General features: G+C 63.9%; 11 protein-coding genes and 3 pseudogenes. 1 reads left to right on the top strand and 13 read right to left on the bottom strand.

Annotated elements, in window-relative coordinates; all coding sequences use genetic code 11:
• Positions 1-6: 6 nt before the first annotated feature.
• From G6N27_RS16200 to G6N27_RS16160, 9 genes and pseudogenes are all read right to left on the bottom strand, one after another.
• Entirely contained in the window at positions 7-852 is an 846-nt protein-coding gene (locus G6N27_RS16200; RefSeq protein ID WP_163777589.1) for a TauD/TfdA dioxygenase family protein, read from the bottom strand.
• A gap of 31 nt (positions 853-883) precedes the next feature.
• Complete coding sequence (locus G6N27_RS16195; protein ID WP_163777585.1) at positions 884-1225, bottom strand: hypothetical protein; 342 nt, start codon at positions 1223-1225, stop codon at positions 884-886.
• Positions 1222-2484 (bottom strand): aromatic ring-hydroxylating oxygenase subunit alpha, encoded by a 1263-nt coding sequence (locus tag G6N27_RS16190; protein ID WP_163777582.1) that lies wholly within the window; start codon positions 2482-2484, stop codon positions 1222-1224. Before G6N27_RS16190 ends, G6N27_RS16195 begins: the two co-directional genes overlap by 4 nt.
• Before the next feature lie 25 nt (positions 2485-2509).
• Positions 2510-3253 (bottom strand): SDR family NAD(P)-dependent oxidoreductase, encoded by a 744-nt coding sequence (locus G6N27_RS16185; protein WP_163777579.1) that lies wholly within the window; start codon positions 3251-3253, stop codon positions 2510-2512.
• Positions 3254-3289: 36 nt separating this feature from the next.
• Positions 3290-3562: pseudogene (locus G6N27_RS16180) on the bottom strand (2Fe-2S iron-sulfur cluster-binding protein); the annotation flags it as partial.
• Positions 3563-3713: 151 nt separating this feature from the next.
• On the bottom strand, positions 3714-4166 hold the full coding sequence (locus G6N27_RS16175) for a MarR family winged helix-turn-helix transcriptional regulator (RefSeq protein ID WP_163781892.1): 453 nt from the start codon (positions 4164-4166) through the stop codon (positions 3714-3716).
• Between the two features lie 105 nt (positions 4167-4271).
• Positions 4272-5531, bottom strand: coding sequence for a metal-dependent hydrolase family protein (locus tag G6N27_RS16170; RefSeq protein WP_163777575.1), 1260 nt, complete (start codon positions 5529-5531; stop codon positions 4272-4274).
• Positions 5528-5848 carry a hypothetical protein gene (locus G6N27_RS16165; RefSeq protein WP_163777572.1) on the bottom strand — a complete coding sequence of 107 codons (321 nt, stop codon included), beginning with the start codon at positions 5846-5848 and terminating at the stop codon, positions 5528-5530. The genes G6N27_RS16170 and G6N27_RS16165 overlap by 4 nt, the downstream gene beginning before the upstream one ends.
• Positions 5849-5851: 3 nt before the next feature.
• Positions 5852-7120 carry an aromatic ring-hydroxylating oxygenase subunit alpha gene (locus G6N27_RS16160; protein WP_163781890.1) on the bottom strand — a complete coding sequence of 423 codons (1269 nt, stop codon included), beginning with the start codon at positions 7118-7120 and terminating at the stop codon, positions 5852-5854.
• Between the two features lie 148 nt (positions 7121-7268).
• Here G6N27_RS16160 and G6N27_RS16155 point away from each other — a divergent pair.
• A pseudogene (locus G6N27_RS16155) lies at positions 7269-8682 on the top strand (aldehyde dehydrogenase).
• A 337-nt stretch (positions 8683-9019) separates the two neighbouring features.
• Here the strand turns inward: G6N27_RS16155 and G6N27_RS16150 are convergent.
• The 4 genes and pseudogenes from G6N27_RS16150 to G6N27_RS16135 form a co-directional block, all read right to left on the bottom strand.
• Positions 9020-10500, bottom strand: a pseudogene (locus G6N27_RS16150) (cytochrome P450).
• 65 nt (positions 10501-10565) lie between these two features.
• Positions 10566-11804, bottom strand: coding sequence for an acyl-CoA dehydrogenase family protein (locus G6N27_RS16145; protein ID WP_163777569.1), 1239 nt, complete (start codon positions 11802-11804; stop codon positions 10566-10568).
• Positions 11805-11881: 77 nt separating this feature from the next.
• Positions 11882-12160, bottom strand: a complete 279-nt coding sequence (locus G6N27_RS16140) for a TetR/AcrR family transcriptional regulator (protein WP_232064604.1) — start codon at positions 12158-12160, stop codon at positions 11882-11884.
• 312 nt (positions 12161-12472) lie between these two features.
• Positions 12473-13426, bottom strand: coding sequence for an SDR family NAD(P)-dependent oxidoreductase (locus G6N27_RS16135; protein WP_163777562.1), 954 nt, complete (start codon positions 13424-13426; stop codon positions 12473-12475).
• Between the last annotated feature and the right edge of the window lie 6 nt (positions 13427-13432).

The raw sequence follows: 13432 nt of genomic DNA, 5'->3' as shown, positions 1-13432 counted from the left end.
TTCCCTCTACTGGATCGGTTCGTCACCGAGAACAGTGGTGCGCAGCATCTCGCGTTGTGAGTCGGGGTCGTAAGGGGCGGCGCGATGCAGCACGCCTTGGTTGTCCCAGATAACGGTGTCGCCAACCGACCAGGAATGGCTGTAGACCCTGTCCGGCAAGGTGGCTCGCACCAGCAGCTCATCGAGTAGCGCACGGCCGTGCTCGAGATCCACGCCGACCACGTAATCGGCGGAAGCGCCGAGCACCAAGGACTTTCGACCGCTTCGATGGGTCCACACCAGCGGGTGCTCATGGGTACGCCGCGCACGCCAGCGCTCTACTTGCTCCGGCGTGGGGTCGGGGTATACCCGCCGCTGCGATGCCTCCAACGAATGGACCACACGCAATGCCCCCAAGCGCTCCTTCTCCTGCTCGGTGAGTGCGTCGTAAGCTGCATAGGAGTTGGCGAATTCGGTTTCGCCGCCCCATTCGGCAACCTGAACTGCTGAGAGCACCGTCGCCTTTTGCGGGCATTCCTCACCCAGTGGCGTGCAGCCGTCGATATGCCAGTCGAACGTCGCTTTCAGGTAGGCCGCGGAGGCGTTCTTCGACTTGTCCAGGGTGATCGGGTAGATGCCCGCCACCGGGTGGTGTCCGTCAGAGGAATGGTCGATCTCGCCGAGGCGCCGGCAGAAGTCGACTTGGGCTTCCGGATCGAGTCGCAGGCCGCGGAACACCAGAACTCCGTTGTGCTCCAACGCATCCAGCACGGCCGCGCCGACCAAATCGTCACCTCCGAGCCCGGCTGGGTCCAAGCCGTGAACTTCGGCTCCGACGGAGTCGGTGAGTTTCGTGATAGTGAGCAGGCTCATGAACACTCCTTTTCGGAAGCCAGCGGATTGATCACGGGATTGGTTCGCCAGTACGGATCATGACCGCGTCGGCGGCGTCGACCGGGGCGGGCTGGTGCATGATTTCCACCGCCATGGCCACCATGATCAGCGAGTAGATGAGGTGCAGCAGGTGCAGCGCGTCGTCGGGTAAGTCGTCGAGCGGGAACTTGTCGCAATACTCGATCGCTTCTTCCAGGCGCGGGAAGAACGCGTCGTAGAAGTCGTGCAGTTCAGGCATCGACGCGTTGACACGGGCGTTCCATCGCTCGGTTTCTGTTGCCAGACACCAGGTCTGGGCGTAGCTTTCGAATTCGGCGAACGCGCTCGGCAGCCGGGTTTCTCCCACGGTCATACTCCTACCGGGGCCTGGGTGCGGCGGTACGCCTCGACCCAGTCGACGACCACCTTGTGCAGGTGGCGCACCAGGATCTCTTGATCGTTGAGTGGAAAGTCGTCGACGATCCCGTATTCCAGCGCTGCCTGAGTTCCGCCGAGCATGCCCGCGTCCTGCAGTGCGAACTCCTTGAGCACCACCGAGGCGACTTCGTGCTCCACGCGTTCTCGTACGGTGCGGGCAGGCGAGAAGAATGTGTAGGCCTCGAAACGGTGGGTGTTGTGCGATGTGGGCCAGTATCGGTACAGCAGATACCAGCCGCCGTAGATGAGGATTTCGGTGTTGGGGAAGATCTGGAAATTACTGATTCCCCAGGGCTCGATGTTGCCGGGGTTGAGCCCGTCCGGAAGCTCACCGATATCGGGGGTACGCCACGGTCCGACCAGTCCACTGCGGGTAGCCTGCTCGATCGGATACATGTATTCGGGGGGCAGCAGCCAGCGGCGCGTACCGGCGGTGGATACCAGTCGGTGCGGGCCGTCGAGTTGGAAATGGCCGCAGGTGAATCCGGCGTTGGGTTCACGTACCTCTGCGGGCACTTGCTGGGAGTGCAGCGAGGGGACGTGGTAGTACTCCTGGAAGGCGTCGGCGAAGATCTTCCAATTGCTGTTGTTGTGCGCTACCCATTCGTAGCGTTCAGTCAGTTTCGCAAAGGGGTAGTCATCAAGCCCGGTGATCATCGGGCCCAAAAAGTCGCGCAGGCTCTGGTCCGGCTCGGGGTCGAAGTTGATGAATATGAAGCCGTTCCACACCTCGCAAGGCAACGGACGTAAGCCGTAGTCGGCCAGGTCAAGGTCGAAAAACTCCGACTGCTGCTGAACGAATTTCAGGGCACCCTGCAGGTCGTACCGCCAACCGTGATACTTACAGGTGAACTGGCGGCACGTGCCTCGGGTCTCTTCGCCAGGAAAGTCGTTCCACACCAACTTGTTTCCACGGTGCCGACATACGTTGTAAAAGGCGCGAACCCGTTCGTCTTTGCCCTTCACCAGGATCACCGACGTTCCGACAACTTCAATTTCTTTGGTGAGATAGCTGCCGGCCCGTGGAAGTTCCTCGACGCGCGCGACGTTCAGCCAGGCCTTCTTGAAGATTGCCTCGCGTTCAAGGTTGTAGAACTCCTGGGAGGTCGAATCCCTGAAGGAGATCGGGCCGGTGCCGAGCTCGGGGTAGTGCTCGGTCCAGGAACCTTCCGGGGGCCTTCCTGATCGTGTCATCGAAACCTCCAGTCGTCATCGGTCGTCACATCACCGCTCCCCCGTTGACGCCGAGGGTTTGGCCGGTGATGTAGCGGGCTTCCTCTGAGCACAAAAATCCCACTGCCGCCGCGATGTCGGCGCCGGTGCCCAGGTAGCCCAGTGGGATGTTGCTGGCAAGCTGCTCGTTGGAGGGTAGGTATCCGGCGGCCTGACCCTGGTGTTGCATCGGGGTTTCGATGCCTGAGGGTGGGATGTTGTTGACGGTGATTCCGTATGCGGCGTATTCGCGGGCCAACGACTTCGTCAAGGTGATCACCGCCCCCTTGGAAGCCGCGTAGTGCGCCGCGAAGGGGGATCCGCGCTGGGCGCTCGACGACGAGATCATCACGATCCGGCCCCACCGCGCGTCGACCATGTCGGGCAACGCAACCTGGCAACAGTGGAACGTGCCGGTCAGGTTGACATCGATCATGCGAGACCAGGATTCGGTGGTGATATCGGCGAACGGCGAGAATCCGAACATGCCGGCACTGGTCACCAAGATCGTTACCGGCCCCAGTTCGCTGCGCACCTTCGCGAAGGCCTGCTCAACCGCTGGCCGGTCGGTGACGTCAGCGCCTACCCCGAGCGCGGTCACGCCGTCGGCCCGCAGATCCTCGGTCACACGTTGTGCGGCGACCTCATTGGCGTCCAAGACCGCGACTTTTATCCCGCGCCGGCCTAGTTCGTGACACGTCGCCTCGCCCATGCCGGAGGCCCCGCCGGTCACCACCGCCACCTTGCTCATCAGTTGCGATCCATCGCGGTCAATACCTCCGGTCGGTCATTCATATTCCACCCGCACAGTGCAACTGGTGGGCAACGCCTGGCATGTCAGCACCCAGCCTTCGTCCACCTCATCCGGCTCGAGCGCATCGTTGTTGAGCATCCGGGCGCTGCCGTGGGTTATCCGAGCCATACACGTGGCGCACGAGCCGATTTCACAGGACGACGGTGCCTGCAGACCTGCCATGCGCGCCGTCTGCAGAATTGTGTCGCCGGCGGAGTACGGCGCTGCGGTGGTGCGCCCGTCGAGCTTGATCGTGATCTCGTCCGGCACGGCGCCGGCGGCGGCCGTTGCGACCGGTCCGTTACGTAAGGGCGTGGGCTCGTCACTCATCCCGGTCAGAGTATCAACTACTTGTGACTAATCTCAAGTACTAGATACTAGGTTCACCGGAACGGCGCTCACGCCAGCGAGCAGGGGGTTAACTCTCGACGTGATCGATGAAGAGTTCGTGGCCGGTGCCTTTTTCGACCACGCGGCCCAGTAGTTCGCGCAACGTCTGCTGCTCATCGGCGGTGAGGACCCCGAACACGTCCTGATGCGCTGAGATCGCCTCGCTGACAACGGTTTCAGCGACCTTGCGTCCTTCACCGGTGAGGTGCGCCCGCAAGATGCGTGCGTGCTGGGGATCTTGTTTGCGTTCGACGAAGCCGCGCTTCTCCAGCGCGGTGAGGGCGAGCTGCACACCTTGAGGGCTGATCAGTAGTCGCCGGGCCAATTCAGCACCGGAGAGGCCTGGTTCGTTGCTGAGTTGGCGCAACACACCGATCTGGGCGGTGCTCACACCGTGCATCTTCATCGCGTCGTTGATGGTAGTCAGCGAGTAGTAAAACGCCTGCTTGAGCAGCCAGAGGATGTTGTCGGTGAGTTCCAGACCCGCCTGCGTGTCCACTGTCTGCGGACTCCGCCTGCGGGATCGCTGATCAGCCACGACTCGACGTTATCGCACGTGGCGACATGTGGGGTGTCCGCGCTCTGTTCATGGGCATGCGGCGGGCGACTTGTGGATCTGCCCGTTCTTCATGACAAAGCGGACGTCGAGGGTGGCGGCGATGTCGGTGAAAGGATCGCCGGGCACGGCGATGATGTCGGCGAGGTAGCCCGGTGACAGCCGGCCCAACTCGTCGTCGGCCTCGACAAGCTCGGCGGCGACGATGGTCGCCGCCTTGATTGCCTGCGCCGGTGTCATACCGCGTGTCACCAGCGCGCCGAGCTCCTTGGCGTTCTGGCCGTGCGGGATGGCGGGAGCGTCCGTGCCGCACGCGATTCGTACGCCGGCCGCAATTGCCTTCGGCAACATGGCTTTTGCGCGCGGGAACACCTCCAGCGCTTTCTTGCGCAGTTCGGGTGCGATGCGGTCGATCGCCATGGCCTCGGTCAGATAGGTGGTCGACACCAGGAAGGTGCCGTGGTCGACCATCATCTGGATGGTGTCGTCGCTGGCAAGAAAACCGTGCTCGATGCAGTCGATGCCGGCCCGGATGCAGGCCCGGATGGCGCTGTCTCCGACCGCGTGGGCCGCGACGCGCACACCGGCGCGATGGGCCTCGTCGGCGATGGCGGCGAACTCGGCATCGGAGTACTGCTGCGCGCCCGGCGCAGTGCTGTGCGACATCACACCCCCGGAGGCGGACACCTTGATCAGCTTGGCGCCGTGCCGAACCTGGTACCGCACGCAGGCGATCACGTCCGGCACACCGTTGGCGATGCCCTCCCCCACCGACAGCGGCATGATGCCGGGTGCGAGCCGTTGAAACACCGTCGGGTCGAGGTGACCGCCGTAGGGGGTGACGGCGTGGCCGGCGGGATAGATCCGAGGCCCGACGTGCCAGCCTTGATCGATGGCACGCTGCAGCGCCACATCGAGCAGGTAGCCGCCGGTCTTGACCATCAACCCTAGATTGCGCACGGTGGTGAATCCGGCGTCGAGTGTGGTGCGCGCGTTGACCGCGCCGCGCAGCGTGCGGTAGGCCGGATCGTCTTGGACGCCGTGCATCGGCGACGGCAAACCCTCGGGGCCGCCGGGCCCGCCGATCAGCAGGTTGAGCTCCATGTCCATCAAACCCGGCAGCAACGTCAGGTCACCCAAATCGACGATAGTGGCCGAATCCGGCAGCGGCGCTTCGGGATTGATAGCCGCAATACATTCGTCCTCGACGACGACCACCGCCGGTGTACGGATCTCGCCGGTGACGACGTCGGCCCATCGCGCCGCCCGCAGAACCGTGACATCGCTCACGGAGCGGGCTCGGACACGCAGTTCAGGGTGGAGGCACCCGAGTCGGGCACCCGGGGCTGTTTCCAGCACTCCACCGGGAACGACACCATGATCATCGAGTACAGCAAATGCATCAGGTTCTCGACATCATCAGGTAGTTCGCTGAGAGGAAATTTGTCGCAGAACGCCAACGCCTCTTCGGCTCTCGGGGTGATCGCGTCATAGAACGCCTTCATCTCAACCATGGAGCTGGCCAGCCGCTTGGCATAGCGTTGCGGCTCACTGGGCAGACACCACTCCGTAAACGGCTCTAAGTCGGCGAACTCGACGGGAAGCATAGGTCACACCCCCGCCGTGGTCATCTGCCGGTACTGCTCAATCCAGGCCGCCGTCTCTTTGTGGAGATGACGGAGAAGGATCTCCTGATCGTTGAGGACGAAGGTGTCGATCACCCGCGATTCGATCATCGACTGCGTCGCTTCGAGAGTGTTCGCATCCTGCAGCCCGTATTCCTTGAAGGAGACTGCCGCCAACTCCTGAGCCACCCGCTCGCGCGGCGTGCGGGGCGCCGGGAAGTACAGCGTCCCTTCAAAGACGTGGCTGTTGTAGGACGTCGGCCAGTAGTGGTATGTCAGATACCAGCCCTGGCCCCAGAACAGGATGACGAAATTCGGGAACAGCTGAAACGAATCCAGGCCCCACGGATCACATTTCGCCGGGTTCAGCCCGTCGGGCATCGGCCCCAGATCAGGCTTGTCCCACGGGCCGAACAGCCCGCTCTGGCAGATGTCCTCGATTGGCTTGCGCATCTCGGCGGCCATCTCCCAGGCCCGCACCCCCGAGGTGCTGACCAGCCGGTGCGGCCCATCCAGCCGATAGTGCGGGGCTTCAAAACCCGCCTCGGCCGCGGCTTTTGAGTACGCGGTCGGTGACTGGTTCGCATGCAATACCGGTGCGTGGTAAAACTCCTGAAAGGCGTCCATGTAGAGCTTCCAGTTCGCTTTGACTTCCGATCGGTAGCACCAGCGCGAGGTCATCTGGTCGAAGGGATAGCCCTCCAGCGCGGTCACCATCGGCCCGAGGAATTCGCGCAATGACTGCTCGGGCCTCTTGGCGAAGTTGACAAAAATGAATCCCGCCCAGACATCGCAGTGCACCGGTACGAGGCCGTAGCGGCTCTTGTCGAGGTCGAAGAATTCGCCTTCCTGCTGCACAAACGTCAGGTTGCCGTCCAAGTCATAGCGCCAGGCGTGGTACTTGCAGGTGAACTGCCGGCACACACCGCGGGTCTCTTCCAGCGGCATGTCGTTCCACACCAACTTGTTGCCGCGATGCCGGCACACGTTGTGGAACGCCTTGACCTCACCTGATCCCGTGCGCACCAGAATGATTGACGTATTGACGACCTTCAGTTCCTTGGTGAAGTAACTACCCTTGCGGGGAAGCTGTTCAACACGACCGACATTCAGCCAGGCTCGTTTGAAGATGGCCTCGCGTTCGAGGTCGTGGATCTCGGGACTGATGGAGTCTTCATAGGACACCGGCGCCGTGCCGAGCTCGGGATAGTGCTCGGTCCAGCTGCCCTCCGCCGGCTTCGGGAAACGCGCCATGATCGCTCCTCGTGCAATCCGATTAGCAAGGACCTGCGGCAACCGGCACCGTGATCGACCGGCCCCTGCGACCCCATCGGAGCCGACGGTATATCGTCGGCACTTCAATAGCAAGTAGTTGATATTAGTCGATGACCGGGAGGTTCTGATGGCGTTGCAGACTCGGCGAGACGTCCTGTCAGTGATATCGCCGCACACCGAAAAGGTCATCGCCGAAGTCGATGCGGCAACCGTCGCGGACATCGACCGTGCTGTCGCCGCGGCACGCGCGGCCTTCGACTCCGCGGTTTGGGGCCGTAGCGAACCGGCCGAACGAATCGCCATGGTTCGGCGCCTGGCCGACACCTACGACCGCCGCCGCGACGAGATGGCTGGCATCATCAGCGCCGAGATGGGCGCCCCGATCAGCTTCGCCAAGCGCGCACACGTGGGACTGCGCCATGATGATCCGCGCGTTCTGCGACCTCGCCGAAGGTCATCAGTGGCAGCAGGACCGGCGCGGCTTCTTCGGGGCCGATGTGCGCGTCCGGAAAGAACCGGTCGGCGTCGTCGGCGCGGTCGTGCCGTGGAACATGCCTCAATTGCTCATCATCGCCAAGCTCGTGCCTGCTCTACTGGCCGGCTGCGCCGTCGTGTTGAAGCCTGCGCCCGAAAGCCCCTTGGATGCATTGCTTTTGAGCGAGATGATCACCGAAGCGGGCCTGCCTGCCGGGGTGGTGAGTGTCGTCGTCGGCGGCAGCAAGGTGGGTGCGGCCCTCGTCGCGCACCCGGGCGTGGACAGAGTCTCGTTCACCGGATCGACCGCGGCGGGCCGCGCCGTGGCAATGGCCTGCGCAGCCAACCTCACCAAGGTCAGCCTCGAACTCGGCGGGAAGTCCGCTGCGATCGTGCTCGAGGACGCGTCCCCTGAGAAAGTCGCCGCCGGAGTCCGATCGGCAAGCCTGTCCAACAGCGGGCAGATCTGCAACGCGCTCACCCGCGTCCTGGTACCTCAAGCGCGTCACGACGAATACGTCGACGCGTTAGCCGCCGAGATGTCGAATCTGCGGGTCGGCGACCCGAGCGACCCCGACACCCATCTCGGCCCCTTGGTGTCGCGGCGCCAACAGCAGCGCGTCCACGACTACATCCAGATCGGGGAACATGAAGGTGCGCAACGGATTGCCGGTGGCGCAGATATGCCCGACGGCCTCGACACCGGCTGGTATGTCCGGCCCACGTTGTTCGCCAGCGCCGACAACACCATGCGGATTGCGCGCGAAGAGATCTTCGGACCGGTCATCACCGTCATCCCCTACCGCGACGACGACGAGGCCATCGCGATCGCCAACGACTCCGACTACGGCCTGGCCGGCTCAGTCTGGTCCGATGACACCGAAAGGGCGTTGGCGATCGCGGCGCGCATTCGCACCGGAACCGTTGGTATCAACCAGGGCTACACCATGGACCCCTTCGCGCCGTTTGGCGGCGTCAAAGCCAGCGGCTACGGCCGCGAACTGGGCCCCGAGGGCATCGACAGTTACCTGGACACAAAGTCCATCGCGATCTTGAGCGAAGCATGACAGTGGTGACGGCCGCGACATTCGACGGCTGCGTCGCGGTCAAAACCGCACGAGGCGGGGCCGTTCGCCGCTGGCGTGCCACTGGGCCAAGCCGCCGCGAGGGTGCAGGCTGGCCCAGCCAGGGCGCCGCGTCACCGCCACTCGCGCCGGCGCCGGTATCTCCCGTCGCCCACGGGACCACGCGGTAGGACGAAGGTTCCATGTGTTCCCCGAGCCCGAAGATGCAATCGGGCCTTTTAGCAAGCTGGTGCCATTTGCTAATCTTCGCTGCATAAGTACTGGTTAAAGGTGTTTCGCCAGTCGGCCGCCCGTCTTTGTCACTGGGAAAGCGGGTGGGTCATGGTGTTATGGGGCGCAGGGTAATCGGCATCCCGTCGAGTGGCAGGGGCATCCCGCTGTATTCCCAGTGTGGTTGGTAGTCGGGTCGGGTGAGTTCCAACCGGTATCGCCGAAGCAGCCGGTGTAGGACCGTCTTGATCTCGAGTTGGCCGAACATCATGCCGATGCATTTGTGTGCGCCGCCGCCGAATGGTGAGAAGGCGTAGCGGTGACGTTTGTGCTCGCAGCGTGGCTCGGCGAACCGCTCGGGGTCGAATTCATCGGGGCTGGTCCACAATTCGGGTAACCGGTGGTTCATGCTGGGCCACACCACGATGGTGGTGTCTTTGGGGACGTAGTGCCCCAGGATGTCGGTGTCACGCACGGTGGATCGCACAGCCAGGGGTAGCGGCGATACCAGCCGCAGCGATTCGTTCATCACCAACTCGAGGGTTTCCAGCTTTTCCAGTGCCTCGATGTCCAGGGGTCCGTCGCCGAGGCGAGCTGACTCGTCTCGGGCACGTTGCTGCCAGTGTGGTTGCGCGGCAAGGTGATACGCCATGGTCGTCATGGTGGATGCCGAGGTGTCGTGTGCGGCCATCATGAGGAAGATCATGTGGTTGACGATGTCCTTGTCGGTGAATGCGTCGCCCTCATCGGTGGCGGCGTTGCACAGCACCGACAGCATGTCGGTGCTGGGTTCTTGTCGCCGTGCACCCTGTATCCGTGGGGTGAAGTACTCCTCGAGTAGCTTGCGGCCTTTCACGCCGCGCCACCATTTGAATGGTGGCAGGGGGAACCGGATCACCGCGCCGGGGGCTTGGACGGTGTCGACGAACGCTTGGTTGACCTTGGTGAGCTGTGCGCTGTCGGCTCCCGGGGGGTTGCCCATGAATACCACGGACGCGATATCGAGGGTCAGCTCCTTCACCGCAGGATGCAGCAGGAACCGACTATTGTGGGTGGGCCACTGCCCGACGACGTCGGTGGCGACGGTGTCGATGTGTTCGACATAGCCGGCCAGCCGGGTCCGCGTGAACGCCTGCTGCATGATCAACCGGTGCTGGTGGTGCTCCTGGAAATCGAGCAGCATGAGGCCGCGATTGAAGAAAGCTCCCACGACCGGCACCCAACCCTGCTGGGAGAAATCCTTGCTTTTGTTAGTGAAGACCTCCTGGGTGCCGTCTGGGCCCAGTACCGCAACAGCTTTCATGTACGGCGACCCGTACCAGCTAACCGGCCCGCGCTCGTTGTAGAGGGCCCGGGCAAAGTCAGGTCCGCTACGAAACTGCTCGATCATGTGGCCTAAGACCGGCAGACCGAAGTCGCCCATGACGGGTTTGAGCCCACTGCCCGCGGCGGCTCAGCGAAGGGCACCTGCTCCCGCGCCCGCGTCCGTAGCCGCTGCTCGATGTAGCCCAGACCCGGCAGTGTGCTGACGGTGGGAAGGCGGCGCTTTGCCCGAGCTATGAATTGTTCGGTGCTGCTGATTGTCGCCATGGAGATTCGGCTCCTTTGTCGGATCGTGGTCGACTGTTGTCGGTGACTTTCTGCGAACGGCGCGATCAGATAATGGTGGCGGCGCTGGCCGCGCTGCGTTCGTCGATATCGTTGTGCGCAAGCAGTTCTCGGCCAAGGTGTTGGGCGATGCGGTCGGTCCAGGACGCGTCGGCGATGAGGTGGCGGCGGGTGTGGCGGACCGCGATGAGGGTGGAGCGGGCTGAGGTGTCGTCGCGGGCGGCGTGTTCAAACAACAACGCCGACATGACCGTTCGGCACAGCAGCTGCGACAACCTGATGGCGTTGGCTTCAGCCGCGCCGGGCCCGGCTTCCGCGATCTGGGTGACGCGCCGTGCCAGGTGGTTGCGGGCGATCTGAACGGCATGCAGTTCGGGGACCGCCCAGCCCGCGGTGTGGTGCTCGGCGGTGGACAGGGCGTCGTCGATGCGGGTCAGTACGTCGTGGTGGGCGCCTTCGCGGCCGATGGCGCGCAGCACGTCGAGGGCGAGGATGTGTTCGGTGCCTTCCCAGATGGGGTTGGCCTGGGCGTCACGTAGCTGTCGGGCCAGCCCGAAGTCGTTGCTGTAGCCGTTGCCGCCGTGCAGTTCGAGTGCTTGCGCGGCCGCGGACACACCGAGTCGGCACAGATGCGATTTGGTTGCGGGGATCAGCATGCGCGGCACGCCGTGTCCTGTCGGGTAGCGATCGGAGTTGCATTCGAAGCCAAGTGCGGTGGCGGCTTCCACGTCGACGAGCAGATCGACGAGTTGTTCACGGATAATCGGAAGATCGATCAGTAAGCGTTCCTTGACTTTCCAGTGATGCGTTTGGATCGCCGATTCCAGCAGGCCGCGGCGGGCGGTGCCCAGGCCCATCATCGCCACGCCCTGTCGGCAGGCGTTGGTGACGTCCATGGCGTCGCGCAGGCCGGTAGCGCCGGCGTCCTGCAGGCGTAGCGGCCATCCGATGGATCGGTCGAATTCGATCTCACCGGTCGGGCAGCTTCGGGTGCCGAGCTTGTCTTTGAGTTTGCGGACCCGGATGTTCAGGGTGCCGTCCTCGCGGCGCCGCGGCACCAGGAACAGGCTCACCGGTGCGTCGGGGGCATTGCGCGCCATCACCACCATGACGTCGGCGTCGGCGTCGGAACAAAACCATTTCTCGCCGGTGATCTCGACCAGGCCGTCACCGATGTCATGCGCCCGGGTATGGACGGTGTTGTTGAGATCCGAACCGCCGCCACGTTCGGTCAGAAACAGCCCGCCGACGAAGGCGTCGGGGTCTTCGGTACTTAATCCCGCCACGTACATGTCGCGCAAGGCAACTGGCCCGTACTGGCCGATGAGGCGGGCGACGATCGGGTTGATCCCCAGGTTCAGGGTCAGACCGGTGTCGGCGCCCAGCCCCCCTCACAGTTGCGCTGGCGATAGGTGTCGACGACTAAATCTCGCCAGGCGCGCAGCCCTTCCATGCTGTCCAGCCCCCGAAGCGTTGCCAGCACAGCGTGCAGGCGGTGGGCAATGACCGCCCTGACCAGGGATTCCTTGTCCTCGAAGTAGTGATACACCTGCGAGGGGCCAACCCCGGCCGCTTTGTGGACGTCGACCAGACTGGTGCCGGCGACACCGTGGTGATACATCAGTTGCGCTGCTGTTGCCACGATCCGCTCCCGGGTCGCCCGCCCTTTGGGGGTGAGCCGGTGCGGCTCGGCGACTGATTCGCTTGCTGTTATCACTGTGCCCAGGTTTGGCTCCCGCCCTCCCGATCCCCCTTTCCGATTCATCTGATCGCCTCGCGTGCACTAGCCGGAAAGACCGCCGCCACCGGCCAGCTCGCGCGGGCCAGTTGGTCGGCGCACGCGTCTTGGCTGCCACCTGCCCGCCCGAGGTCTCGGGCTGATGGGGAGCTGGCCGCTACGCCCGGGCGCACAGGCGTAGCGGCCACCCCCCGGGTCCGCCGCCGCGGCGACTAGCTACTGGAAACGCTGCGGCGTGGGGTGAGCGCGGTCATCACCGACGCTTCTGGGGTGGTCGTCGTGGTGGGCGCGCAGGATGCGTTGGGTCTGCAGGTAGACCTGGTCCTGCAGGTGCTCGGTGCGGGACTTCTTGGAGGACTTCTTCTGCTTGGAGGGCGTGTGGTAGCCGCCGGTGACGGTGGCCAGGCCGGGGTCGGTCATGATCCGGATGACCCCGGCGGAGCCTTTGCTGGCGTGGCCGTAGAGCGGTGAACCCAGCTTCATCATCAGCCCGAAGGTTCCGCCAGCCTTGGCGCCGAAACCGCTGTTCACGCTGCCGGGGCTGACCGCGTTGACCGTGACCCCGTGACCGTCGAGCCGGCGAGCCAAGGCGTAGGTGTAGAGCAGGTTGGTCAACTTCGCATTGAAGTAGGCCTGAGTCTGGGAGTACCTGCCCGGATAGGACCAGTCGGTCTCAACTTTGCCGCGCCCCTCGATCAGCGCGGTCATGTTGGCTACCCGCGACGGTCTTCCCAAGGCGCCGGCACCGGCCTGCAACAGGTCCAGGAGTGCATCGGTCAAGGCGGCGACCGCCACGTGGTTGATGGCCATGGTCATCTCGAAGCCATCGGGGGACAGCCGCCGCTCGTTGAACCCGGCGCCGGCGTTGTTGACCAGACCGTGGATGCCGTGGGGGGCTGCGGCTCGGGCGACGTCTGCCAGCTGCTGGGCGCCGGCGATTGAGCTCAGATCGGCGGCGACCGGGATGAACGTGCCCGCTCCGTTGCCGTCGACTGTGAGGCTGCCGACGCTGGCGCCCGCCGCTTGTTGGGTGCGGCCGTGGGTCAGGACGGTGGCTCCCTCGTCACCGAGAAGGCGGGCGGTCTCATACCCGATGCCACCCTTGGTGGTGCCGGTGACCAGGACGGTCTGGCCCTGCATCCGGCCGCTGGGCGAGGGGTTCTTGCTCATTGAAGT

The sequence above is a fragment of the Mycobacterium cookii genome, assembly GCF_010727945.1.
Classification (GTDB): Bacteria; Actinomycetota; Actinomycetes; order Mycobacteriales; family Mycobacteriaceae; genus Mycobacterium; species Mycobacterium cookii.
Note: the sequence above shows the minus strand (reverse complement) of the source record. Positions and strands in the feature narration are given on the sequence as shown.